Origin of the sequence: Inquilinus sp. 2KB_23 (assembly GCF_052115705.1) — a bacterium.
GTDB lineage: Bacteria > Pseudomonadota > Alphaproteobacteria > DSM-16000 > Inquilinaceae > Inquilinus > Inquilinus ginsengisoli_A.
This window is the reverse complement of the sequence record NZ_JBFRHF010000020.1, coordinates 16,753-41,353: the sequence shown is the minus strand read 5'-3', so window position 1 is coordinate 41,353 and position 24,601 is coordinate 16,753. Positions and strand designations below refer to the sequence as shown.

The following is a 24,601-nucleotide window of genomic DNA, read 5'->3' as shown; positions in this document are numbered from 1 at the left end:
GGCGGCGGCAGCGAGGCGGGACTTATGATCTCCCGTGAACGATGATCCCCGACAGATCGGCGCCGCCATGAAGATCCTCGCCATCTCCGGCAGCCTGCGCGCCGGGTCGTCCAACACCGGGCTGCTGCAGGCCATGGCGACGCTGGCGCCGGCCGGGGTGGAGGTGGCGGTCTATGGCGGCCTGGCCGACCTGCCGCATTTCAACCCGGACCTCGACCCCGAGGCGATCCCGGCGGTGGCGGAGTTCCGGGCGCGGCTGGCGGCGGCGGACGGCGTGCTGATCTCCAGCCCGGAATACGCCCATGGCGTCGCCGGGGTGATGAAGAACGCGCTGGACTGGGTGGTGGCGACCGGCGAGTTCGTCGACAAGCCGGTGGCGCTGATCAACGCCTCGCCGCGCGCCCATCACGCCCAGGAAGCGCTGACCGAGACGCTGGTGGTGATGACGGCGCGGATGGTGCCGGAGGCCTCGATCGCCGTCCCGCTGCTGGGCCGCAAGCTGCCGGAGGGCGGCATGCTGGCCGATGCCGAGATCGCGACGGCGCTGCGCGGGGCGATCGAGGGTTTCGTCCGGGCGATCGGGACGGAGACGACGGCTTCGTAGGTTGGGTTCGCATATGCGAACCCAACATCGATCCGCCGGCTGGGTGTTGGGTTCGCGGTGCGAACCCAACCTACGGACTGGAGTGCCTTACGCCGTCTGTTCCTTGGTCTTCAGGAAGCGCAGCGTCGGGTTTTCCTTGGTCACGGTGTCGAGGTGCCAGGCGTTGCGTGCCAGGAACACCGGCGCCCCGTCATGGTCGTCGGCCATGGCGCTGCGCAGACCGTCCTGGAAGGACTTCAGCGCGATCGGGTCGTCCGATTCGACCCAGCGGGCGGTGTAGTAGGGCGCCGGCTCGAAATGCACCGGGATGCCGTATTCGGTGCGGATGCGGTCGGCCAGCACCTCGAACTGCAGCCCGCCGACCACGCCGACGATCCAGTTGGCGTCCAGCACCGGCTTGAACACCCGGGCAGCGCCTTCCTCGGCCAGCTGCTCCAGCGCCCGGCCGAGATGCTTGGCCCGCATCGGGTCGTCCGGCCGCACCCGCTGCAGCAACTCCGGTGCGAAGCTAGGGATGCCGGTGAAGCGCAGATCCTCGCCCTCGGTCAGCGCGTCGCCGATGCGCAAATTGCCGTGGTTGGGGATGCCGACGATGTCGCCGGCCCAGGCCTCCTCGGCCAGCTCGCGGTCCTGGGCCAGGAACAGCACCGGGTTGTGCATGTTCATCAGCTTGCCCGAGCGGACATGCTTCAGCTTCATGCCGCGCTTGAAATGGCCGGAGGCGAGGCGGACGAAGGCGATGCGGTCGCGGTGCTTCGGATCCATGTTGGCCTGGATCTTGAACACGAAGGCCGAGACGTCGCTCTCGGTCGGGTCCACCGTCCGGCCCGCCGTCGGCTGGGGCCGGGGCGAGGGGGCAAGGGCGCCGATGCCGTCGAGCAGCTCGCGCACGCCGAAATTGTTCACCGCCGAGCCGAAGAACACCGGGGTCAGATGCCCCTCGCGATACATCTCCAGGTCGAATTCCGGGCACAGCGCCCGGGCCATCTCGACCTGCTCGCGCAAAGTGGCGACGGCATCGGCCGGCAGCAGCGCGTCGAGCTTGGGGTCGTCCAGCCCGCTGCAGGTCTCGCCGAGCTCCGGCATGGCGCCCTTCGAGCCCTTGGCCATCAGCACCAGCCGGTCGTGGAACAGGTCGTAGCAGCCCAGGAAGCCGCGGCCGCTGCCGATCGGCCAGGTCGCCGGCGTCACGTGCAGCTGCAGCTCCTGCTCGATCTGGTCGAGCAGGTCGAACGGGTCGCGGCTCTCACGGTCCATCTTGTTGATGAAGGTCGTGATCGGCACGTTCCGCATGCGGCAGACTTCGAACAGCTTGCGGGTCTGCTCCTCGATGCCCTTGGCCGCGTCGATCACCATCACCGCCGAATCGACCGCGGTCAGGGTGCGGTAGGTGTCCTCCGAGAAATCCTCGTGGCCCGGCGTGTCCAGCAGGTTGAAGGTGTGGCCGTCATAGTCGTAGGTCATCACCGAGGCGGTGACCGAGATGCCGCGCTCGCGCTCCACCTTCATCCAGTCCGACCGGGCGCGGCGCTGGTCGCCGCGGGCCTTGACCGCGCCGGCCATCTGGATGGCCCCGCCGAACAGCAGCAGCTTTTCGGTCAGCGTGGTCTTGCCGGCGTCCGGATGGGCGATAATGGCGAAGGTGCGGCGGCGTTCGATCGGGTCGATATTCGAGGGCATGATCGGTCAGTCATATATGCAAAAGCAGGCCGCTGGGAGCGGCCTGCCAGAAACGGGCGGAAACGGAGGAGGCCCGGCCGCTACATCAGCCCGTCCCGCCGCAGCAGCGCATCCTGGTCGGGCTCGCGGCCGCGGAAGCGCTTGTACAGCTCCATCGGGTGCTCGGTGCCGCCGCGCTCCAGCACGTTCTCCTTGAAGCTGCGGGCGGTGGCGGGGTCGAACAGCCCCTTCTCCTGGAACAGCTCGAAGGCGTCGGCATCCAGCACCTCGGCCCATTTGTAGCTGTAGTAGCCGGCGGAATAGCCGCCGCCGAAGATGTGGCTGAAGCCGGAGGAGGAGTTGGCCTCCGGGATCGGCGGTAGCACCTGGGCGCGCGCGGTGGCGCTGCGCTCGAACTCCGGCACCGAGGCGATCGCGGTCGGGTCGCCGTCGTGCCAGGCCATGTCGAGCTGGGCGAAGGAGGTCTGGCGCAGCGACTGCCAGCCGGCCATGAAGCGGGCGCTCTCGCGGATCTTCTCGACCAGGTCCGCCGGCAGCTTCTCGCCGGTCTGGTAATGCCCGGCGAACAGGTCCAGCCCGTCCTTCTGCTGCACCCAGTTCTCGAAGATCTGCGACGGCAGCTCGACGAAGTCCCAATAGACGTTGGTGCCGCCCAGCGAGCGGTAGGTGCAGCGCGACAGCAGGCCGTGCAGGGCGTGGCCCATCTCGTGGAAGAAGGTCCGCACCTCGTCGTAGGACAAGAGCGACGGCCGGTCCGCGGTCGGCTTGGTGAAGTTGCAGACGATGGCGACATGCGGCCGCTTGACGCCGTCGTGGTACAGGCCCTGGTCGCGATAGGTGGTCATCCAGGCGCCGTTGCGCTTGGACGAGCGCGGGAAGAAATCGGCGTAGAACAGGCCGACATAGCGGTCCTCGGCCTCGTCATAGACCTCATAGGCCTTCACGTCGGGGTGCCAGACCGGATAGGCGTCGGACGGGCGGAAGACCAGGCCGTACAGCCGTCGGCAATGCTCGAACACGCCGTCGATCACCCGGCCGAGCGGGAAATAGGGGCGCAGCGCCTCCTCGTCGAAGGCGAAGCGGTGCTGCTTCAGCTTCTCGGCGTAGTGGCCGACATCCCAGGGCTGCAGCGGGGTCGGTCCGCCCAGGGTGCGGGCATGGTCCTGGATCTCGGCGAGGTCGCGCTCCGCCGCCGGCTTCGAGGCGGCGAGCAGCCGGTCGAGGAAGGCGTGCACTGCGTCCGGCGTCTCCGCCATCCGCTTCTCCAGCACGAAGGCGGCATGGGACGGATAGCCCAGCAGCCTGGCGCGGCGGAAGCGCAGCGACGCGATCTCCTTGACCAGCGGCTGGTTGTCGAACTCGCCGCCGAAGGCGCGGGCGTTGAAGGCGCGCCACAGCTGCTCGCGCAAGCCCCGGTTCTCGGCATAGGTCATGAACGGGACATAGCTCGGCGCGTCGAGCGTGATCAGCCAGGCCTCCGGCCGGTCGCGCTCCTCCGCCGCCAGCTTGGCCGCCTTGACCGCGCCCTCGGGCAGGCCGGCCAGGTCGGCCTCGTCCTCGACCCACAGGGTGAAGGCGTTGGTGGCCTTCAGCACATTGTGCTGGAAGTCGGGGGTCAGCTTGGCCAGCGCCTCGTCGATGGCGCGCAGCTCGCCCTTCTCGTTGTCCGACAGCAAGGCGCCGTTGCGGACGAAGCCGGTGTAGGTGTCGTCGAGCAGCCGGGCCTTCTCGCCCTTGAGGCCGAGCCCGTCGCGCGCGTCCCAGACGGCGCGGACCCGGGCGAAGACGCGGGGGTCGAGCGAGACGTCGGAGGAGAAATTGGCGCTCTTCGCCCCGAAATCCGCGGCCAGCGCCTGCAGTTCGTCCGAGGTCTGGGCCGAAAGCTGGTTGTAGAACACCGAGGAGACGCGGTCGACGTCCTGGCCCGCCTGCTCCAGCGCGACGATGGTGTTCTCGATGTCCGGCGCCGCCGGGTTGGCCAGGATCGCCTCGATCCGCGCCTTGGCCTCGGCGATGGTGTGGTCCAGCGCCGGCAGGTAGTGCTGCACCTCGACGCGGTCGAACGGCACGGCCTGGTCCTGCAGCGGCGAGGGCGCCACCAGCGGGTTCTCGGCGATGTCGAGGGTGTCGTTGGCTTGCGTATCCATGCGGCCGGGGGTGTCCATTGGCTAGCGGGTGTCGGGCGGGTGGGGCAGGGCCGTCAGAGGATGCGCCCCTCGAAGGGGTGGCGGCCCTCGCGGTCCTCGATCTCGACCACCCAGAGGTCGGGATCGCGTTGGACCGCACGGGCAATATAGGCATCGGCCTCGGCCTCTGCCAGGAGCTCGCCGCCCTTGGCCGGCAGCCATGCGAGCTCGCCGTCGAGATCGCGCGACTGGCTCAGCACCCGGCAGCCGGGCGCGCCGAGGTTGAGCTTGAGGATCAGCAGGCCGGCGCGCGGGTCGCCCTTGCGCGCGACATAGGCCGCGATCGCCTGCTGCCCCAGCTGGCGCAGATGGGCCGAGACCCACAATTCGGTCGGAAGGCGTTCGGTGGTCATGGGGCAGGGTATAGCAGGTCGGGACGAAAATTGACCCTCGGACAGGGGTCGTCCTTCCCCTCCACTGTCATGCCCGCTTGACCCGGGCAGTCCGATTCCTGGGTTGTGGACGAAGACACAGGATTCAACTTTCATTGTCATTGCCGGGCTTGACCCGGCAATCCAGGAGCCACCAAGAGCTGCTCTGGCCGCCCCTGGATCCTCGGGTCAAGCCCGAGGATGACAGGTGACGGAATGGCATCGGTGCCGGAAGACTACTGTCGATTGGCTCTCCTTACTTGAACAGCCCCAGATCCACCGCCGCGGCCATCGCCTCATAGCCGGCGGCGTTCGGGTGCAGGTGGTCGCCGACGTCGAAATCGGCGCGCAGCTTGCTGGGATGCGCCGGGTCCTGGACCGCGGCGTCGAAGTCGATCACCGCGTCGCAGCCCTTGCCGGTGCGGATCCAGCTGTTGACCGCCTGGCGCTTGGCCTCGCCCTCCGCGGAATAGTAGTGGGCGAAGACCGTGCCCTCGAACGGCGTCAGCGTGGCGCAATAGGCCTTCAGCCCGCCGCCATGGGCGCGGGCGACGATCTGCTTCAGCCCGCCGATGATCTCGTCGGCCGTGACTTCCTGCTCGGTCAGGCCGGCGGAGCTGGAGTGGCCGATGTCGTTGATGCCCTCCATGATCACCACCCAGCGCGCGCCCGGTACCGAGAGAACGTCGCGATCGACGCGGGACAGGGCGCTGGGGCCGAACATCGCCTCCGGCAGGTCATGCAGCACCCGGTTGCCGCTGATGCCGGAATTGACCACGCCGACCGCCGGGCCGCCGGCCTTGGCCAGCCGCTCGGCCAGCAGGTCCGGCCAGCGCTTGTTGGCATCGACGCCGGAGCCGTAGCCGTCGGTGATCGAATCGCCCAGGGTCACCAGCGTGCCGCCCTCGGCCGCCACCTCGACCCGCGACAGGAAGAAGCGCGCCTCCAGCGGGGCCGCGTCCGGCAGCGCGGTGGCCTGGGTGCTGTCGCCGGCGATCGAGATCCAGGCGGTCTGCATCGACAGGGGATGGACCACCGAGGGGCCGGTCCAGCGCGGCAGATAGAGGCTGACCGCCAGGGTGTCGAGGGCGGCGACGGTGATCTCGACCGGGTCCGACACCACGGGCGCGCCGGGCGGCACGGTGATCGCGGCCTCGCCGCCGAAGGTCACCACCTTGCTGCTGGCCGGGTCGATCGAGCCCGGGGCGTTGCCGGGCCGGGCGATGCGGACGGCGCCGATCACCAGCGGCTGGGTGCCGGTCTCGTTGGAGAAGCGCAGCCGTACCTTGGTGCCGCCGGCGCTGAGCCGGACCAGCTGGCGGACGGTGGCGTTGCTGAGTTCGGGTCCGACCGGGAAGGCCGGGCTGGCGCCCCAGCTGCCGATCCAGGCCTCCTGCGCCGTGGCCGCCTGGGATCCGGCCAGCGCCGCCATCACGCAGGCTGCGGCCAGCCACGAACGTCCAACCCTATTGCTTCCGATCATTGGTGTTTCTCCCCTGTCGGCCATCGATGAGGGCGACGCCGCCTGCCGGTCGTGCCGCCGGTGCTGTCGAACTATGCGCGGAAGAAATCGCAAGGGGCAACGCCCGGCGGCCGCCTCAGCGGAACAGGCCGAGATCCACCGCCGCCGCCATCGCCCGGTAGCCGGCAGCACTGGGGTGGAGATGGTCGCCCGAATCGAATTCGGGCTTCAGCCGGGACGGGCGGGCCGGGTCGCGCAGGACGGCGTCGAAATCCACCGTGCCGTCGCAGCCGCCGCCGCTGCGGATCCAGGCATTGACCGCCTGGCGCTTGGCCTCGCCACGCGGCGTGTAGTAGCCGCCGAGGCCGGTGCCCTCGAACGGCGTCAGGGTGGCGCAGATCGCCTTCAGCCCGTGGCGGCGGGCGCGGGCGACGACCTGCTGCAGCCCGGCGGTGATCTGGTCCGCCGTCGCCGCCCGGTCGGTGCGGTCCGAGGTGCCGGAATGGCCGATGTCGTTGATGCCCTCCAGCACCACCACCCAGCGCACGCCGGGGACGGCGAGCACGTCGCGGTCGAAGCGGGACAGGGCGCTGGGGCCGTAGGCGGTGCCGCGATCGTCATGCAGCAGGCGGTTGCCGCTGATCCCGGCATTGACCACGCCGATGGCGGGTCCGCCCGCCTGGACCAGCCGCTCCGCCAGGATGTCGGGCCAGCGCCGGTCGGCGTCGGTGCCGGAACGGGCGCCGTCGGTGATCGAATCGCCCAGCGCCACCACCGTGCCGCCGGCCGCCGTCACCTCGACGCCGGACAGGAAGAACCGCATGGTCGATCGGGTCGCGGCGGGCAGCGTGGCCGCGGCCGTGGAATTCCCACCGGCCGAGAGGAAGGCGGTCTGCTCGCCGTCCTTGTGGATCACGGCGGGGCCGGTGGGCTGCGGCAGGTACAGGCTGACCGCCAGGGTCTGCAGGGCTGAGACCTGCAGCGCGACCGGGTCCGACACCGCCGGCTGGCCCGGCGGCACGGTGATCGAGGTGGCGCCGCCGAAGGTCAGGGCCAGGCCGCCGCCCGGGTCGACGCTGCCGGGCGCGGGGCCGGGCAGGGCGATGCGGGCGGCGCCGATCACCAGGGGCCGCGTCCCGGTCTCGTTGGAGAAGCGGATGCGCAGCTGCCGGCCGCCGGCGCTGAGCCGGACGAACTGGCGGATGGTGGTGTTGCCGAGATCAGGCCCGACCGGGAAGGCCGGGCTGGCGCCCCAGCTGCCCTGCCAGCCCTCCTGCGCCGAAGCGCCGGGAGGGGCGGTGAGCAGGGCCAGGCAGAAGGCGGCGGCCAGCCGGAAGCGTCCGGTCTTGTGCTGTCCGGTCACGGGGTCCTCCGCCGGGATCGCATCGGCGAGCCTCGGGCGGAAGACGGTGCGCGACGGATAGCGGCGGCGTCAACATGGTGCGCGGCCCGCAACGAGCCGCGGCCCCGCCTACCGATAGCGCCGCAGCGCCGCCACCTGGTCGGCGGCGTCCTCGCCATCGGCGAGCTTCTCCAGGAGACCGTAGAGCCGGTCGATCTCGTGGCGGGTCAGCGGCGTCATCCCCATCGGCCCAGTGTAGGTCTCGCGCCGGCGGGCGATCGGCAGGTTCATCGACTTCCAGCACGAGATCGCGCCGGTGGCGGAGTCCCGGGCCAGGAAGTTGCAGCCGCTGCGGAAGAAGTCCGCCTCCCATGGATCCAGCGGCTGGTCCAGGCGTTCCAGGTAACGGCGGGCCCATTCGGCGGTCATCCGGGTGGGCTCAGGCTGTTCGATTGTGCGCATGATCAGTCCCCGCTTTAGACGATAGTGTCGGTCGATATCGTCTGGACCTTAGTTCCTTGCGCGTTAAACCATCGTGAGCAGGCCGTAACGAAGCCGTAGCCGGGGGCGCAATACGAGCGTGCGGCCGGACCCCTCCAGGAAACTTTCCATGATCGGGTCGGGGTGTAGGGCGGGATTCTGCCCAATTGAGTAAAATCCAATATATCCCCACATATGCTATTATTCCGGATGTAGAATGAGTCCGGATCGATGCCGTCAGGGCCCCGAAGCGGGGCCGACGAGCGCGCCCGTCATAAATCGGGCATCGATCATGGGGAGGACCTCATGGCGGTCATCAACGGCGACAACAACGCCAACATCCTGAACGGCACCACCGCGGCGGACCAGATCAACGGGCTCGGAGGCGACGACACGATCAACGCGGGCAGACGGCCGACGGCGCCGGGCTCCGGCGCCGACGTGGTCGACGGCGGCACCGGCAGCGACACCCTGGTCGTCGACGCCTCCGCCGAGACCCAGGCGGTGCAGCTGTTCACCGGCGGGTCGCCGACCTTCCAGGTCCGATCGACCTCCGGCAACCTCTATGTCGATGCCTACAACATGGAGCGGGTGCAGTTCACCGGCGGCTCCGGCGACGACCAGATCAGCACCGGCGAGCGCGGCGGGACGGTCAATGGCGGTGCCGGCATCGATTCCTGGAGCGCCGATCTCAGCGGCTTGTTCGCGAATGTCAGCTTCATCCTCGGCACCACCACCGCGATCGCCGCGGCCGGGCTGACCTCGATCCTGAACCTCGAGCGCATTTCCCTGTCGACCGGCAGCGGCAACGACACCGTCACCGGCGGTGCCCGGGACGACAATATCTCGACCGGCGACGGCAACGACGTCATCGACGCCAAGACCCGGCCGACCGCGGCGGGCTCGGGCACCGACACGGTCGATGGCGGGCTGGACGCCGACACGCTGATCGTCAATGCCGGCGCCGAGACTCAAGGTGTGCAGCTGTTCAGCGGCGGGTCGCCGACCTTCCAGGTCCGATCGACCTCCGGCAATTTCTACGTCGATGCCTACAACATGGAGATCGTCAAGATCGTCACCGGCAGCGGCGCCGACCAGATCAACACCGGCGACCATGCCGGTACGATCGACGGCGGCGCCGGCATCGACTGGTGGCTGGCCGATCTCAGCGCGGTCAGCAGCGGCATGGGTTTCGCCCTCGGCACCTCAACCTCGATCGCCGCGGCCGGGCTGACCTCGATCCTCGGCCTCGAGCGGATCACGCTGATCACCGGCGGCGGCAACGACCTGATCTATGGCGGCGCCCAGGCGGACAGCATCACCACCAATGCCGGCAACGACACGATCAACGCCAAGACCCGGCCGATCGCCGGCGGCACCGACACGGTCGATGGCGGGCTGGGGACCGACACGCTGGTCGTCGATGCCAGTGCGGAGACCCAGGCGGTCCAGCTGTTCAGCGGCGGGTCGCCGACCTTCCAGGTCCGCTCGACCTCCGGCAACTTCTACGTCGACGCCTACAACATGGAGATCGTCAAGATCATCACCGGGGTTGGCGCCGACCAGATCAACACCGGCAACCATGGTGGCACGATCGACGGCGGCGGCGGCATCGACTGGTGGTTGGCGGACCTCAGTGCGCTGACCAGCGGCGTGGGCTTCGCCCTCGGCACCACCACCGCGATCGCCGCCGCGGGGCTGACTTCGATCCTCGGCCTCGAACGGATCACGCTGACCACCGGCGGCGGCAACGATGTGATCGTCGGCGGCAACCAGGCCGACACCATCACCACCGGCGCCGGCAACGATGCGATCGATGCCAAGACCAGGCCGATCGCCGGCGGCACCACCGACACGGTCGATGGCGGGGTGGGGACCGACACGCTGGTGGTCAATGCCGGCGCCGAAACCCAGGCGATGCAGCTGTTCAGCGGCGGGTCGCCGACCTTCCAGATCAGATCGACCTCCAGCAATTTCTATGTCGACGCCTACAACATGGAGACCGTCAAGATCGTCACCGGCAGCGGCGCCGACCAGATCAACACCGGCGACCATGGCGGTACTGTCGACGGCGGCGGCGGCATCGACTGGTGGCTGGCGGATCTCAGCGCGCTGACCACCGCCGTGGGCTTCGCCCTCGGGACCAGCACCGCGATCGCCGCCGCGGGGCTGACCTCGATCCTGAACCTCGAGCGGATCACGCTGACCACCGGCAGCGGCAACGACCTGATCTATGGCGGCGCCCAGGCGGACAGCATCGCCACCGGTGCCGGCAACGACACGATCGACGCCAAGACCCGGCCGGCGGCGCCGGGGTCGGGCACCGACACGGTCGATGGCGGGGTGGGGACCGACACGCTGATCGTCAACGCCGGCGCCGAGACCCAGGTGGTCCAGCTCTTCGCCGGCGGGTCGCCGAGCTTCCAGGTCCGCTCGACCTCCGGCAATTTCTACGTCGACGCCTACAACATGGAGAGGGTGCAGTTCACCAGCGGCGCCGGCGCCGATACTGCGAACGGCCTCAATGGCGACGACACGCTCAGCACCGGCGCCGGCAATGACGTGCTCCATGGCGGGCGCGGCGCCGACACCTTGACCGGCGGTGCCGGCACCGACCGGTTCGACTACGACCTCGTCCTCGAATCGAACCTCGCCAGCGGCAAGATCGACAGCATCACCGACTTCGCCGTCGGCATCGACGATCTCGACCTCACGGACATCGACGCCAACAACATCGCGTCGGACGGCAACCAGGCCTTCATCTTCATCGGCGGCGCCGGCTTCAGCGGGGTCCGCGGCCAGCTGCGGGCGGTGTCCGGGGTGGTGGAGGCGGACGTCAACGGCGACGGGGTCGCCGACTTCCGCGTGCTCCTGACCAACGGCGCCGTCGCCGGGGCCGCGGACCTGCTGCTGTAGGCGACGAGCCTGCGGCCCGCCCCGGAGGTCACCCCGGGGCGGCGCGGGTCGGGGCTACACCGTGACCACCACCTTGCCGATCTGCTCGTTGGATTCGAGGTAGCGGGTCGCCTCGACGATCTGGTCGAGCGGGAAGGTCTTCGCCACGATCGGCTTCAGGCTGCCGTCGGCGAGGCCCTCAAGGATGAAGCGCTTGGCCCGGTCCAGCCGGGCCGGGTCGGACACGATCTCCTTGTACTGGTAGCCGTGGAACGTCAGTCCCTTGACCAAAGCGGGGAACAGCGGGAAGGGCGTGGCCTCCGGGCTCAGCGCGCCGTATTCGACCAGGATGCCGCCCTGGGCCAGCGCGTCGGCCAGCGCGTCGAAGGACGGCCCGGCGATCGGGTCGAACACCAAACGGACTCCGGCGCCGCCGGTGATCGCCAGCGCCCGCGCCGCCAGATCCTCCTCTTCGGTCACGATCACATGGTCCGCGCCGGCGTCGCGCAGCGCCGCCGCTTTGGTGCTGCCGCGGGTGGCCGCGATCGGCACGGCGCCGATCCGGTTGGCCACCTGGATCGCGGCCAGGCCGACGCTGCTGGAGGCGGCGGTGATCAGCACCGCATCGCCCTTGGCCAGCCCGGCGATCTCGACCAGCGCGCCATAGGCGGTGACGTACTGCATCCACACCGCCGCGGCATCGACCCAGGACAGGGTGGCGGGGTGCTTCACCGCCAGCTCGGCCGGGACGGTGGCGACCTCGCCATAGGTGCCCCAGCGGGTGATCGACAGCGGCGGCACCAGGCTGACCGCGTCGCCGGGCGCGAAGCCGGTGACGCCGGGGCCGACCGCCTCGACCAGCCCGGCGGCCTCGTAGCCCAGCCGGGCCGGGAACACCGGCGCCTCGGGATAGCGGCCGGTGCGGAACATCGATTCGGCGCGGTTGATGCCCAGCGCCTTGACCTGGATGCGGATCTCGCCGGGGCCGGGCGGCGGCACCTCGACCTCCTCGATCCGCAGGACGTCGGGGCCGCCGAGTTCGTGAATGCGGACGATGCGAGCCATGGACGGATGCTCCTGATGCAGCGGAATGCCGAAGCCTCAGATATGAATTCGTTTCCAATCGGGATAAATATCGGGTTCGGGGCAACACTCGGAACCAATGGTTTTGGATCATGGATCGGCTCACCAGCATGGCGGTGTTCGCCAAGGCGGTCGAAGCGGGCTCCTTCGCCGCCGCGGCCGAGGCGCTCGGCCTGTCGGCGCCGATGGTCGGCAAGCATGTCCGCTTCCTCGAGGACCGGCTGGGCGCCCAACTCCTGGCCCGCACCACGCGGCGGCAGAGCCTGACCGAAGTGGGCCGCGCCTTCTACGAGCGCTGCCGCATCGTGCTGGCCGAGGCCGAGGCGGCGGAGGCGCTGGCCGAGGATCTGCGCGCGGTGCCGCGTGGCCGGTTGAGGATTAATGCGCCGGTCACCTTCGGCGCCCATGAATTCGTGCCGATGGTGGCGCGCTACCTCCGCGCCAACCCGGAGGTCAGCATTGAAGTAACGCTAAGCGACCGCATCGTCGACCTGGTGGAGGAGGGGTACGAGGCGGTGATCCGGGTCGCGCCGCTGCCCGATTCCAGCCTGGTCGCCCGGCGGTTGCGGCCCTATCGCCTGGTGGCCTGCGCCGCGCCCGCCTACCTCGCCGAACGCGGCGTCCCGGCGCGGCCGGAGGAGCTGGGGGGCCACGAATGCCTCGGCTTCGCCCATTGGGCGCCGCGCGGCGAATGGGAGTTCAGGGATGCGGACGGGGTCATCAGCCGGGTCCAGATCGGAGGCCGAGTCTCGATCAACAGCGGCCAGGCCCTGCGCAGTGCGGCGCTGGAAGGCTTGGGCATCATCCTGCAGCCGGAAGGGCTGCTGTGCGACGACATCGCGGCCGGGCGGCTGGTGCGGGTGCTGCCGGGCTACACCCCGCCGTCGCGGCCGATGCACATCCTGTTCGCCCCCGACCGCCGGCCGACCCCGAAGCTGCGCAGCTTCATCGACGCGGTGGTCGAGGAGTTCGGGTAGGCGGATCGCGAGGCTGACAGTTTATGCGCATTTTTTGTTTTACTGGCGCCGCCTGGCACTGGAGACCCACTTTATGAATGTATCGATCGGCGACCGTTGGGAACGCTTCGTCGAATCCGTGGTCAAGGGTGGACGCTACGGTTCGGCGAGCGAAGTGGTGCGCGAGGGTCTGCGTCTGGTCGAGGAGCGCGAGGCGAAGCTCCGGGCCCTGCGCGAGACGCTCGATCGCTCGATCGCCGAAGGCGGCGAGGTGAGCGAGGCGGAGCTGGATGCCGCCTTGGCGGCGAAGGCCGCGGATTGGCCAAAGCGGACTACTGATTGCGACGGCTGACGTATCTGCCGGCGGCGCAGCGCGATCTCATCGAGATCCTGACCTACATCTCCCGGCAAAGCGGCAGCGTGGCGCTCGGCCAGGATTTCGTGGCGTGGCTCCGCCGGCAATGCCGGCATCTGGCCGAACTGCCCGGAATGCTCGGGCGCGCCAGGCCCGAGTTGCGCCCGGACATCCGCAGCTTCACGGTCGGTAACCATGTCATCTTCTTCCGATACCGCGATGACGTCTTCGAGGTGGTGAATATCCTTGAGGGTGATCGCGATATCGACCTGCACCTCAGCGAATAGGCAGGTCGAGCTAAGACTTCGCAAACACCGGGACGCGGGCGGCGGAGGGGCGATAGCCCGCCGGCGAGCCCGGCCAGGCCGCTTCCGGGAGCCGGTCCAGAAGGGCGTCCAGCCCGGCCACGGCGATGGCGTTGGCGATGCCGTTCTCGGGGCAGGCGTGGCGGCCGTGGCCGAAGGTCAGCATCCGGCGGTTGGCGCGATCAAGGTCGAAGCGGTCGGGGTCGGGATTGAGCGCGGGGTCGCGATTCGCCGCGGCCAGCAGCACCAGGACCGTGTCGCCGGCTTGCAGGCCGTGGCCGGCAATCTCGACATCCTCGGCCAGGAAGCGGCGGGTGTTCTGGGCTGGCGGGTCGAAGCGCAGCACCTCCTGCACCAGCCCTGGCAGCAGCGTGCGGTCGGCGGCGGCGCGGCGGCGCAGCTCCGGTCGGGCGCCGAGGGCGAGGATGGCGTTGCCGAGCAGCCCGGCGGTGGCGTCATGGGTCTGCGACAGGAAGCCGACGGCGTTGGCGGTGACCGCGGCCGGATCGATACCGCCCTCACGCTCCGCCGCTTCGTGCAGCCGCCGGGCTAGACCGCCGTCCGGGGTGTCGATCAGATCCTGGGTCAGGGCGACCATCTCCGCTGCCGCCGCGCCGCCGCGTTCCACCACCTCGGGCGAGCTGCCGGGAGCGATGGCGGCGACGAAGGCGCGCATCCGATCGGCCACCGCGGGTAACTGCGCCGGAGCGAATCCCAGCAGCGACCCGACGACATGCATCGGTAGCGCGAAGATCAGGGCGTCGAGGCCAGCAGGATCGAGCGCCGCGCCTTCGGTCAGCGCGCCCGCCCAGCGCCGCGCCTCTATCGCCGCGGCCTCGGGCGTGACCGAGGCCAGCGTGGCGATGATGGCGCGCTTGGCCCGGGCCTGGGCGTCGCTGTCGGTCATTCGCACCAGCCGCCCGAAGATCTCGCCCGCGGCACCGCCCAGCAGCGCCCGCGGAACCGGCTCGGCCAGCGGGCGGACGCGGCCGGCGGGGCTGGCCAGCGCCGCCGTCGCCGTCTCGGCGCTGGCGGCGACCCAGAGGCCGAGCGCCTCGTCCCGATGGAACGGGCGCCGCCGCAGCAGCCCGGCATAGTAGGGGTAGGGATCGGGATGGGTGATGGCGGCGACGGGATCGCGCGGCGGGAGCATGGGCGGCCTCGGCGGCTGGGGTTGCGCAAATACCATACCAGCAGGATGCCGCGGCCCGGCCGGCGGACGCTTCGGTGGCGGTCGAAGGATGCGGCCAAGCGGATGGACTCCGCCGGCCGCTCGGATATCTTTTTCCGGCCGAGAGAAGCGGGCAGGGGGACGGGATGCGTCGTGCATGGCAGGCCGGGATGATCGCGCTCGCCCGATCGCCCCGGGCCAAGCGCTGGATCCAGAGCGGACGGGCGACGTCGGGTCTCGCCAGCCGCTATGTCGCCGGGCCGGATGCGGAAGCCGGAGTCGCCCTGGCCGCTGCGCTGCTGGCCCGGGGCATCCGCAGCTCGCTGTTCTACCTCGGCGAGTACGTCGACAGCCCCGTCCTGGTGGCGGAGAACGTCGCAGCGAAGCGCGAGGTCGCCGACCTGCTGGGTCGCGCGGGGATCGAGATCCATGTCTCGGTCGACCCCACTCAGATCGGGCACAGCCTCGACCCGGCGCTGGGGCGACGCAATGCGTTGGCCATCGCCGGCGCCATCGCCGACGCGCCGGGGGATGGCCAGCGGCTGATGATGATCGACATGGAGGACCGCAGCTTCGTCGACGCCACCATCGCGCTGCATGACGAGCTGCGGGGTGACGGGCTGCCGATCGGCATCACGCTGCAGGCCTATTTGCGCCGGACCGAGGCGGACCTAGCCGCCCGCATCCGCCAGGGGGCCACGGTGCGGCTGGTCAAGGGCGCTTTCGCCGCTGGGGCCGACGCCGCCTTCACCACACAGGCGGAGATCAAGGCGAACCACCGCCGGCTGATCGGCCTGATGCTGTCGCGCGCCGCGCGCGACGCCGGCTTCCGCCCGGTGATCGCCACCCATGACGACCGGCTGCAGGACCACGCCATCGCACAGGCCGAGGCCGCCGGCTGGGGCAAGGACGAGTACGAGTTCGAGATGCTGTACGGCGTGCGCGGCGCGCTGGCCGAACAGCGGGCGCGAGAAGGGCACCGGATGCGGCTCTACCTGCCCTTCGGCCGCGACTGGTGGCCCTATGCGGTGCGCCGGATCGGTGAGAATCCACGCAACGCCTGGCTGCTGGCGCGGTCGCTGGCCGGCGGGTGACCAGGGCATCGAGGAGGCAAGAGATGATCACACGGGTCTGGCGCGGCTATGCGCCCTTGTCGAATCCGTCGGCCTATGCCGCGCATTTCCGCGACACCGTGCTGCCGGCGCTGCGCGGCATCGCCGGCTTCCAGGGGGCATCGCTGCTGCGCCACGATCGGCCGGACGAGGTCGAGTACATGGTGCTGACCCGTTGGGACTCGATGGATGCGGTCCGGGCCTTCGCCGGCGAGGATCCGGACCGTGCCGTGGTCGAGCCCGAGGCGGTGGCCGCCCTGACCAGGTTCGACGTCCGGGTCCGGCACTATACCGCGGTCGAGGACGGGGCGGCCTGATTCGGCTCCTCAGCCCTGGCCCATCGCCCGCGCCGTGACCGGCTGGGCCGCCGGCTCGCGGATCCAGATCAGCGCGGCCAGCGCGCCGAGCACGGCCAGGCCGCCGGCCAGCACGAAGGCGCTGGTGTAGACCCCGCCGGTGGCCTGGACGATGAAGCCGGTGACCGTCGGCCCGATGATGCCGGCCAGGTTGGCCAGCAGGTGGATGAAGCCGCCGACGCCGCCGACATTCTCGCCATGCACCGCGTCCTGCACCACCGCCCAGTAGATCGAGCCGGTGAGGTAAAGGCCGAAGATCGACACCGACATCAGCGCCACCGCGCTGGTCACGTCGGCCACGCCGCCGGCCAGGGCGACGCCGACCGCGGCCAGGCCAAGGCCCGCGATCAGCACCACCTTGCGCGACAGCAGCGCCTTGCCGGTGAGGCGGAAGATGCGGTCGGAGACGAAGCCGCCCAGCGCCAGGCCGAGGAAGCCCAGCACCCAGGGAATGACGGTGGCCAGGCTCATGTCCTTGATGCTGAGCTTGTGCACCTCGGTCAGGTAGCTCGGGAACCAGGTCAGGAAGAAGAACAGCACGTAGTTGTAGGTGAAGAAGGCGAAGGCGGTGGCCAGCACGATCGGCTGGCGCAGGTAGTATCCCAGGCCGTGCGCCGGCAGCTGCGCCGCCGCGTCGCCCTGGCGCTGGCCGTCTTCGATCAGCCGGCGCTCCTCGTCGCTGATCGCCGGATGCTGCGACGGCCGGTCGGCGGACAGGTTCACCCAGAAGGCGAGCCAGATGAAGCCGAGCAGCATGATGATCAGGAAGGCCCAGCGCCAGCCGAAGGCGAGCGCGAGGTAGCCGACGATCGGACCGGCGATGGCGCCGCCCAGCGGCGTGCCGGAGTTGACGATGCCGATCGCCGTCGCCGCCTCTCGCCGCGGGAACCAGTTGCTGACCGTCTTGCTCATGGTCGAGCTCAGCGGCCCTTCGCCGACTCCGAACAGCACCCGCAGCACGATCATCGAGACGAAGCCGGTGGCGGCGGCGGTCAGGCCGCAGAACAGCGACCACATGCCCATCGCGCCGGTGAACACCTTCTTGGGCCCGATCCGGTCGGCCAGCCAGCCGCCGATGAAGTTGAACAGGGCGTAGCCGGCGAAGAAGCTGCTGAAGATGATGCCCATCTGCGCGTGATCCAGGCCGAGATCCTGCTGGATCAGCGGCGCGGCGATCGAGAGGGCCGACCGGTCGAGGTAGTTGATCATGCCGGCGATGAACAGCAGGCCGACGATCATCCAGCGCACGCTTTTGAACATGGTTTTCCTTCCGCTTGCGGGGCGGTGAAGGTTCGGGGGGATCGTCATCGCGAGGAGCGAAGCGACGTGGCGATCCAGAGGCCGGTGCCGCTGGATGGCCACGCCCCTGCGGGGCTCGCCATGACGGTTCTTTGCCCGGAGGGCGCGTATCAAAGATCCAGCAGATGGACCTTCATCGACTGGTTGCGGTCGAGGGCGACCTGGAAGGCCTGGTCGGCGTCGCGCACCGGGAAGCGGTGGGTCATCAGCGGCGCCAGGTTGATGCGCTTGCCGGCGATCATCTCCACCGCCAGGGCATATTCCTCGGCGAAGCGGAAGGAACCGCGATACTCCAGCTCCTTCGACATGACGAGGTTGGCGGAGACCGGCGACTGGCCGGCGGGCAGGTTGCCGAGCTGGACCACCCGGCCGCGGGCGCGGGCGGCGCGCAGGGCGGTGTCCAGGCCGGCCGGGCTGCCCGAGGCCTCGATGGTCACGCCGAAGCGGCCGCGGTTGCGGCTCCATGCCGCGATGCGCTCCTCGTCCTTGGCGTCGACCGCCTCGTCGGCGCCGAGGCCCAGCGCGGTCTCGCGCGCCTTCTCGGCCAGGTCGACCACGGTGATGCGGCGGGCGCCGGCCTGGCGCGCCACCAGCAGCACCAGGGCGCCGATCGGGCCGCAGCCGACGATCAGAACCTCCTCGCCCAGCAGCGGCCCGGCGCGGCGAACGGCGTGCAGCGACACCGCCAGCGGCTCGGCCATCGACGCCTCGGCGAAGCTGACATGCTCCGGCACCGGCACGCATTGCCGCGCCGGCACGGCGATGTATTCGCGGAAGGCACCCTGCATGTGCGGGAAGATCGAGGCGCTGCCGAGGAACCGCATGTTCAGGCACTGGTTCTCCAGCCCGCTCATGCAGTAGTCGCAGCGGCCGCAGGACCGGCTGGGATTGACCGCGACCGGCTGGCCGATCGCCAGGCCCTCGACGTCCGGCGCCACCTCCGCCACCTCGCCGGCCATCTCATGGCCCAGGATCAGCGGCTCGCGCAGGTGGAAGTCGCCGGTCTTGCCCTTGGAGTAATAGGCGAGGTCGGAGCCGCAGATGCCGCCGGCCCGGAAGCGGACCAGCACCTCTCCCGGGGCCAGGGTCGGCGGGGCGCGGTCCTCGATCCGCAGGTCCTTGGCTTGGTGCAGCACGGCGGCGAACATGGCGGTCTCCTGAGGGAGGGACGGTTCAGGAATGGGCGGCGGCAGGCGCGCCGATCCGGTCGACGGTACCGGACACGCGCGGCGCCGTCTCGGGCAGGGCCCAGGTGCAGGCGAGGGTGATGAGGCAGCCCAGCGCGATGTAGGCGCAGAGGTACCAGGGCGTGCCGTCGCCGATCTCCAGCAGCCAGCCGGCCGCCAGGGTGCCGGCCGACCCGATCAGGGCGCCGATCTGCTGCACGAAGGACACGCCGCTGGCCCGGATCCGGGTCGGGAACATCTCCGAGTACATCGCGGCCTGCGGCCCGTACATGGCGGCGTGGCCGAGGGCGAGGGCGGCGGCCAAGCCAATCCACAGCACCCCGTCGGCGCGGGCGTAGACCAGGCCGAACACCGGGAAGGTCGCGGCCAGCACGCAGAAGGCGCCGAACAGGTAGACCGGCCGGCGGCCGATCCGGTCCGACAACGCACCGAACAGCGGCAGCGTCACCAGCTCCAGCAGGATGGCGACCAGCGTCGCCGTGGTCATGGTCGGCCGGGGCACGCCGCGGCTGGTGCCATAGGCGGTCAGCAGCACGGCGAAGGCGGTGAAGGCGATGCTTTCGGCCAGCTTGCTGCCGCAGCCCGTGACCAGCGACCGGGGATGCTCGCGCACCAGTTCGACCAGCGGGTGGGCGTCGTCCGCCCGGCGCTGGCGCATCTCCAGGAACAACGGCGATTCCGTCAGCTGCAGCCGGATGTAGAGGCCGATGCCGACCAGCAGGATGCTGAGCAGGAAGGGGATGCGCCAGCCCCAGCTCAGGAACGCCTCCTCGGACAGGGTCGTGGTCAGCAGCGCGAAGATGCCGAGCGGCAGCACGAAGCCGGCCGGCGCGCCGATCTGGACCCAGGAGCCGAAGAAGCCGCGGCGGGGCGCCGGGGCGTGCTCGCACATGATCAGGATGGCGTTGCCCTGCTCGCCGCCGATGCCGAAGCCGTGCAGCAGCCGGATGAACAGCAGGATGATCGGCGCGGCGATGCCGATCGACTGGTAGGTCGGCATCAGCCCGATGACGAAGGTGGCGATGCCGACGATCAGGAGGGTGATGACCAGCGCCTGCTTGCGGCCGTAGCGGTCGCCGATATAGCCGAACAGCAGCCCGCCGACCGGCCGGGCGAAGAAGCCGGCGGCATAGGTGCCGAGCGCGACCAGCGACCCCACCAGCGGGTCGACGGTGGGGAAGAACAGCTTGTTGAACACCAGCGCCGAGGCGGTGGCGTAGATGAAGAAGTCGTACCACTCGACCGTGGTGCCGATGCAGGACGCGATCGCGATCCGCCGCATCATCGCCGCCGACGTCTTGGCCGAGGTCTTGTCCGCCTGTGCTGCTGCCATCTGCTCCTCCTCCCTGTGACCGTCATGCGGCCTTGATGTCGATGTCGGCCCCGGCGGGCCGCTACCAGTTGGTCAGCGTGCCGTCCTCCAGCCGCGCCACCGGCAGGTAGGCCGGGTCGTAGGGGTAGCGGGCGGCCAGCGTTTCATCGATGTCGACGCCATGGCCTGGCGCCTCGCCGGGATGCATGAAGCCGTCGGCGAAGCTCCAGGCGTGGGGGAAGACCTCCAGCGCCGGGTCGGGATAGCCCATGTATTCCTGCACCCCGAAATTCGGCACCCACAGGTCGAAATGCAGGGCGGCGCCCATGCACACCGGCGACAGGTCGGACGGGCCATGGCAGCCGGTGCGCACCTGGTACAGCGCGGCCAGGTCGGCGATGCGGCGCATGTGGGTGATGCCGCCGGCATGGGTCAGCGTGGCCCTGATGTAGTCGATCAGCTGCTCTTCGATCAGCTGCTTGCAGTCCCAGATGCTGTTGAACACCTCGCCCACCGCGATCGGGGTGGTGGTGTGCTGGCGGATCAGGCGGAAGCCTTCCTGGTTCTCCGCCGGGGTCGGGTCCTCCAGCCAGAACAGGGCATAGGGTTCGACCGCCTTGCCCAGCCGCGCCGCCTCGATCGGGGTCAGCCGGTGGTGGACGTCGTGCAGCAGATGGGTGTCGAAGCCGAACTTCTCGCGCACCGCCTCGAACAGCTTGGGCACGTAGTTCAGGTACTTCTCGGTCGACCAGGACTGCTCCTCGGGCCAGCCCTTGGTCGCCGGCTCATAGGAATCACCGCCCTTGCTGACGCCGTAGACCGAGTCCATGCCGGGCACGCCGCACTGGACGCGGATCGCCTTGAAGCCCTTCTCCTGATAGGCGGCGTAGCGGTCCAGCGTCTCGGGAATGTCGCGGCCAGTGGCGTGGCTGTAGACCATGACGCCCTCGCGCGACGCGCCGCCCAGCAGCTGGTACAGCGGCAGCCCGGCGACCTTGGCCTTGATGTCCCAAAGCGCCATGTCGACCGCGGCGATGGCGCTCATGGTCACCGGGCCGCGGCGCCAATAGGCGCCCTTGTACAGGTACTGCCAGGTGTCCTCGATGCGGTGCGGGTCGCGCCCGACCAGCAGGGGGCAGACATGGTCGCGGAGGTAGCTGGCCACCGCCAGCTCGCGGCCGTTCAGGGTGGCGTCGCCGATGCCGTACACGCCCTCGTCGGTCACCAGCTTCAGGGTGACGAAGTTGCGCCCGGGGCAGGTGACGATCACGTCGGCGCGGATGATCTTCATGGTGCTTCTCCCCGGGTCTTGCATGCCGTTGCCGCTGCTTGGCGCAGCGGGCGCGGCCGATTCCATAGCGGAGATTTAATCACCATACAAGTATGGCGATTGACTGAAGCACTGTATCGTGGCGCTGTCCGGCCGGCCGATCGGCTGTATGGTCAACGGGGAAACCGGGGAGGAGAAGCGGGTGGCCGGACGGCGGAGGGCGCAGGAGACCAGGGGCCTGCCGACGCGCATCGCGCTGAGCGGCGACGGCCCGATCGGCAAGCAGATCTATGAGGGGCTGCGCCAGGCGATCATCACCGGCCTGCTGCCGCCCGGCACGGCGCTGTCGGAGAAGGACGGGTCTGAGATGTTCGGCGTCTCGCGCCAGCCGGTGCGCGAGGCCTTCATCAAGCTGGTCGAGGCCGGGCTGCTGCAGGTGGTGCCGCAGCGTGGGTCGCTGGTGCGCAAGATCTCGCGGCGCCAGGTCGAGCAGGGCCGGTTCATCCGCGAGGCGGTGGAGGCGGCGGTGGTGCGGCTGGCGGCCGAGCGGATCGACGACGACTACCTGCAGGCGCTGGCCCACAACCTGGAGGCCCAGCGCGAGGCGGCCCGGCGGCACGACCACGCCCGCTTCCTGGCGCTGGACGAGGCCTTCCACCACCTGATCATCGAGGCGATCGACTGCCTGCCGGCCTGGAGCACGATCGAGAACATGAAGGCGCAGATGGACCGGGTGCGCTATCTCAGCCTGCCCGAGGTGTCGCCGCTGGAGATGCTGATCGAGCAGCATGCGGAGATCCTGGCCGGGCTGCGGGCGCATGACCCTGACGCCGCCGAGGCCGCGATGCGCCGCCACCTGCGCGAGATCCTGTCCTCACTCGGCCCGATCGCCCAGCGGCGGCCGGAGCTGTTCGAGCTGGATTCCTGACGGCAGGGTCCCGCTTTCCTGGGTTGCCGGGGACGGATCGGTCCCGGATGATCGCGCCTTCCCTAGCGGACAGGAATTTCCCATGAGCGACCAACAGACCCTCGCCCTGATGCGCATCGTGGCCGAGGCGCTGGCCCGGGCCGGCGGGCAACTGGCCCGGGCCCATCTGGCCGGCCACAAGGCGCTGGAGATCGAATCCAAGGGGCCGCAGGATTTCGTCACCGTGGTCGACAAGGCGGTCGAGACCCTGATCCGCGGCCGGCTGCAGGAGATCTTCCCGGACCACGCCGTGCTGGGCGAGGAGTTCGGCCTCGACCGGCAGGGCGCGCGCATCGTCTGGGGCCTCGACCCGATCGACGGCACCGCGAACTTCCTGCGCGACCGGCCGGTATGGTGCGTCTCGATCGGCGCCACCATCGACGGCAAGCCGGCGCTGGGCGTGATCTACGAGCCGGTGCGGGACGAGCTGTACAGCGCCGTGGCGGGGCAGGGGGCGACGCGCAACGGCACCCCGATCAAGGTCAACGCCGCGGCGCGGCCCGACAGCGCGATGGTCGGCGTCGGCTATTCCCCGGGCAAGCATGTCGAGGCGCATGTCCGCCAGATCGGCCACATCCTGGCCCATGGCGGCGAATACCGGCGCCTGGGCTCATCGGCGATGTCGCTGGCCTATGTCGCCGATGGCCGCTTCGACGGCTACGCCGCCGCCCACACCAACGCCTGGGACGTGATGGCCGGTCTGGTGCTGGTCAAGGAGGCCGGCGGCGTCACCGACGACTTCATCGAGAGCGGGGTGCAGAGCGGCCCGGTCACCGCCGCGGCGCCGGGCGTCGCGGCCTTGGCGCAGCAGCTGAAGGCGCTGGTCTAGCGGCATAGCCGGGGGCCGGGGCACCGGCCTCCAGCCAGGCCGCGATCTCTGCCATGGTGGAGAAGATGCGGCCGGCGCCGGCGGCCTGCAGGCGCAGCGGCAGCTCGGCATCGGCATGGCCGCCGCCGATGAAGCCGACCACCCGCATCCCGGCCCGGCGGGCGGCGGTGACGCCGAACACCGAATCCTCGATCACCAGGCAGTCGGCCGGGTCGGCGCCCATCTGCGACGCGGCGTAGAGGAAGACATCCGGTGCCGGCTTGCCGCGTGCCACCTGGCTGGCCGAGAACACATGCGGGTCGACCCGCGGCAGCAGCCCGGCCCAGCCCAGGTTGCGGCGCAGGTTGGGCAGGCTGGTCGACGACGCGACGCAGGGCGGATGGCCGAAGCCGGCGGCCGCGGCGATCGCCTCGGCGGCGCCCGGGATGGCCTGCAGCTCGATCTCGAAGCGCCGGGCGCATTCCGCCCGGACCTCCTCGATCAGCTGGTCCGGGATCGCGAATCCGAGTTCGGCCGACAGGGTGCTCCAGGCGACATGATGCGGCGTGCCGCAGAAGCGCCGGGCGAATTCGCTGGGCGTCATGACATGGCCCAGCCGGGCCAGCGCCTCGGAATCGACGGCGCAGAAGATCACCTCGGAGTCGATCAGGACGCCGTCGCAATCGAAGATGACCAGCATGGTGGGCCCGGGCAGCGGGAGAGGTTGCGCGACAACACCATGCCCGTGCGCTATGTGCAAGGCGCAGGCCGATCCGAACGTCGAGGACAGGGACGACCATGGCGCCCAGGCGCATCCACATCACCGGCGCGGCCGGTTCCGGCACCTCGACGCTGGGCGGGGCGCTGGCGGCGGCGACCGGGGTCCCGCACCTGGACACCGACGATTTCTACTGGCTGCCGACCGACCCGCCCTTCGTGCAGAAGCGCCCGATCCCCGACCGGCTGGCGCTGATCGAACAGGCGGTCGACGGCGTGGACCGCTGGGTCCTCAGCGGGTCGTTGGTCAGCTGGGGCGGGCCGTTGATTCCCCGCTTCGACCTGGTGGTGTTCCTCTACGTGCCGCCGGCGCTGCGCATGGAGCGGCTGCGGCGGCGCGAGGCCGAGCGCTACGGCGCGGCGACGCTGGCCCCGGGCGGCGCGATGCACGAGGCGCACCACGCCTTCCTGGACTGGGCCGAGGCCTATGACGCCGGAACCGTCGGCCGCAGCCTGCCAGCGCACGAGGCCTGGCTGTCCCGGCTGCCCTGCCCGGTGCTGCGGATCGAGGGCGACACCACCACCGAGGACCGGCTGCAGCGGGTCCGCTCGTTCCGGCTGCGCGAGGGCAAGGCGTGGCGCGGGTGAACGCGCTGGAGAATTGCTGGTGGATCACGAAAGAG

Annotated in this window: 23 protein-coding genes; 10 read left to right on the top strand and 13 right to left on the bottom strand. The window is 70.0% G+C overall.

Annotated features, from left to right (window positions below; translation table 11 throughout):
• Positions 1 to 34 precede the first annotated feature (34 nt).
• Complete coding sequence (locus AB4112_RS23805; protein WP_441723418.1) at positions 35 to 604, top strand: NADPH-dependent FMN reductase; 570 nt, start codon at positions 35 to 37, stop codon at positions 602 to 604.
• An 87-nt stretch (positions 605 to 691) separates the two neighbouring features.
• Here AB4112_RS23805 and AB4112_RS23800 read toward each other — a convergent pair whose 3' ends face one another.
• The 6 genes from AB4112_RS23800 to AB4112_RS23775 form a co-directional block, all read right to left on the bottom strand.
• Positions 692 to 2,284 (bottom strand): peptide chain release factor 3, encoded by a 1,593-nt coding sequence (locus AB4112_RS23800; RefSeq protein WP_309792292.1) that lies wholly within the window; start codon positions 2,282 to 2,284, stop codon positions 692 to 694.
• A gap of 80 nt (positions 2,285 to 2,364) precedes the next feature.
• Entirely contained in the window at positions 2,365 to 4,431 is a 2,067-nt protein-coding gene (locus AB4112_RS23795; RefSeq protein ID WP_441723416.1) for a M3 family metallopeptidase, read from the bottom strand.
• Between the two features lie 53 nt (positions 4,432 to 4,484).
• On the bottom strand, positions 4,485 to 4,823 hold the full coding sequence (locus tag AB4112_RS23790) for a DUF1491 family protein (protein WP_309792290.1): 339 nt from the start codon (positions 4,821 to 4,823) through the stop codon (positions 4,485 to 4,487).
• A gap of 274 nt (positions 4,824 to 5,097) precedes the next feature.
• Entirely contained in the window at positions 5,098 to 6,324 is a 1,227-nt protein-coding gene (locus AB4112_RS23785) for an SGNH/GDSL hydrolase family protein (RefSeq protein ID WP_441723414.1), read from the bottom strand.
• A gap of 115 nt (positions 6,325 to 6,439) precedes the next feature.
• Entirely contained in the window at positions 6,440 to 7,666 is a 1,227-nt protein-coding gene (locus AB4112_RS23780) for an SGNH/GDSL hydrolase family protein (protein ID WP_309792286.1), read from the bottom strand.
• Between the two features lie 108 nt (positions 7,667 to 7,774).
• Positions 7,775 to 8,107, bottom strand: coding sequence for a hypothetical protein (locus tag AB4112_RS23775; protein WP_309792285.1), 333 nt, complete (start codon positions 8,105 to 8,107; stop codon positions 7,775 to 7,777).
• Between the two features lie 324 nt (positions 8,108 to 8,431).
• Between AB4112_RS23775 and AB4112_RS23770 the strand changes: the two genes are divergently transcribed.
• Positions 8,432 to 11,041 carry a beta strand repeat-containing protein gene (locus tag AB4112_RS23770; RefSeq protein WP_441723411.1) on the top strand — a complete coding sequence of 870 codons (2,610 nt, stop codon included), beginning with the start codon at positions 8,432 to 8,434 and terminating at the stop codon, positions 11,039 to 11,041.
• 54 nt (positions 11,042 to 11,095) lie between these two features.
• Here AB4112_RS23770 and AB4112_RS23765 read toward each other — a convergent pair whose 3' ends face one another.
• The gene (locus AB4112_RS23765) at positions 11,096 to 12,085 is read right to left on the bottom strand and encodes a zinc-dependent alcohol dehydrogenase family protein (RefSeq protein ID WP_441723409.1); all 990 of its coding nucleotides are present in this window, start codon (positions 12,083 to 12,085) and stop codon (positions 11,096 to 11,098) included.
• Between the two features lie 110 nt (positions 12,086 to 12,195).
• Between AB4112_RS23765 and AB4112_RS23760 the strand changes: the two genes are divergently transcribed.
• From AB4112_RS23760 to AB4112_RS23750, 3 genes are all read left to right on the top strand, one after another.
• Positions 12,196 to 13,080: a LysR family transcriptional regulator gene (locus AB4112_RS23760; protein ID WP_309792282.1), complete on the top strand. Its 885-nt coding sequence runs from the start codon at positions 12,196 to 12,198 to the stop codon at positions 13,078 to 13,080.
• Between the two features lie 73 nt (positions 13,081 to 13,153).
• Positions 13,154 to 13,411 (top strand): type II toxin-antitoxin system ParD family antitoxin, encoded by a 258-nt coding sequence (locus AB4112_RS23755; RefSeq protein ID WP_309792281.1) that lies wholly within the window; start codon positions 13,154 to 13,156, stop codon positions 13,409 to 13,411.
• Entirely contained in the window at positions 13,399 to 13,701 is a 303-nt protein-coding gene (locus tag AB4112_RS23750; RefSeq protein ID WP_309792280.1) for a type II toxin-antitoxin system RelE/ParE family toxin, read from the top strand. Before AB4112_RS23755 ends, AB4112_RS23750 begins: the two co-directional genes overlap by 13 nt.
• Positions 13,702 to 13,711: 10 nt before the next feature.
• On the opposite strand, the gene AB4112_RS23745 is transcribed toward AB4112_RS23750, so the two are convergent.
• Positions 13,712 to 14,872: a cytochrome P450 gene (locus AB4112_RS23745; RefSeq protein WP_309792279.1), complete on the bottom strand. Its 1,161-nt coding sequence runs from the start codon at positions 14,870 to 14,872 to the stop codon at positions 13,712 to 13,714.
• Between the two features lie 164 nt (positions 14,873 to 15,036).
• Between AB4112_RS23745 and AB4112_RS23740 the strand changes: the two genes are divergently transcribed.
• Together AB4112_RS23740 and AB4112_RS23735 are read left to right on the top strand one after the other, a co-directional pair.
• On the top strand, positions 15,037 to 15,984 hold the full coding sequence (locus AB4112_RS23740) for a proline dehydrogenase family protein (RefSeq protein ID WP_309792278.1): 948 nt from the start codon (positions 15,037 to 15,039) through the stop codon (positions 15,982 to 15,984).
• 23 nt (positions 15,985 to 16,007) lie between these two features.
• Positions 16,008 to 16,319, top strand: coding sequence for an antibiotic biosynthesis monooxygenase family protein (locus tag AB4112_RS23735; protein WP_309792277.1), 312 nt, complete (start codon positions 16,008 to 16,010; stop codon positions 16,317 to 16,319).
• 9 nt (positions 16,320 to 16,328) lie between these two features.
• On the opposite strand, the gene AB4112_RS23730 is transcribed toward AB4112_RS23735, so the two are convergent.
• The 4 genes from AB4112_RS23730 to manD all read right to left on the bottom strand — a co-directional run bounded on the left by AB4112_RS23730 (position 16,329) and on the right by manD (position 21,447).
• Entirely contained in the window at positions 16,329 to 17,618 is a 1,290-nt protein-coding gene (locus AB4112_RS23730) for an MFS transporter (RefSeq protein WP_309792276.1), read from the bottom strand.
• 149 nt (positions 17,619 to 17,767) lie between these two features.
• On the bottom strand, positions 17,768 to 18,805 hold the full coding sequence (locus AB4112_RS23725; RefSeq protein WP_309792275.1) for an L-idonate 5-dehydrogenase: 1,038 nt from the start codon (positions 18,803 to 18,805) through the stop codon (positions 17,768 to 17,770).
• A gap of 25 nt (positions 18,806 to 18,830) precedes the next feature.
• The gene (locus AB4112_RS23720; RefSeq protein ID WP_309792274.1) at positions 18,831 to 20,177 is read right to left on the bottom strand and encodes an MFS transporter; all 1,347 of its coding nucleotides are present in this window, start codon (positions 20,175 to 20,177) and stop codon (positions 18,831 to 18,833) included.
• Between the two features lie 61 nt (positions 20,178 to 20,238).
• Complete coding sequence (manD, locus tag AB4112_RS23715) at positions 20,239 to 21,447, bottom strand: D-mannonate dehydratase ManD (RefSeq protein ID WP_441723404.1); 1,209 nt, start codon at positions 21,445 to 21,447, stop codon at positions 20,239 to 20,241.
• A gap of 181 nt (positions 21,448 to 21,628) precedes the next feature.
• Here manD and AB4112_RS23710 point away from each other — a divergent pair, with 181 nt between their 5' ends.
• Together AB4112_RS23710 and AB4112_RS23705 are read left to right on the top strand one after the other, a co-directional pair.
• Positions 21,629 to 22,354 carry a GntR family transcriptional regulator gene (locus AB4112_RS23710; protein WP_441723402.1) on the top strand — a complete coding sequence of 242 codons (726 nt, stop codon included), beginning with the start codon at positions 21,629 to 21,631 and terminating at the stop codon, positions 22,352 to 22,354.
• An 82-nt stretch (positions 22,355 to 22,436) separates the two neighbouring features.
• Entirely contained in the window at positions 22,437 to 23,222 is a 786-nt protein-coding gene (locus AB4112_RS23705) for an inositol monophosphatase family protein (RefSeq protein WP_441723400.1), read from the top strand.
• Here AB4112_RS23705 and AB4112_RS23700 read toward each other — a convergent pair.
• Positions 23,164 to 23,901 (bottom strand): HAD family hydrolase, encoded by a 738-nt coding sequence (locus AB4112_RS23700; RefSeq protein ID WP_441723398.1) that lies wholly within the window; start codon positions 23,899 to 23,901, stop codon positions 23,164 to 23,166. The genes AB4112_RS23705 and AB4112_RS23700 overlap by 59 nt on opposite strands.
• Before the next feature lie 98 nt (positions 23,902 to 23,999).
• Here AB4112_RS23700 and AB4112_RS23695 point away from each other — a divergent pair, with 98 nt between their 5' ends.
• Positions 24,000 to 24,566, top strand: coding sequence for a hypothetical protein (locus AB4112_RS23695; protein ID WP_309792269.1), 567 nt, complete (start codon positions 24,000 to 24,002; stop codon positions 24,564 to 24,566).
• The last annotated feature ends 35 nt before the right edge of the window (positions 24,567 to 24,601 follow it).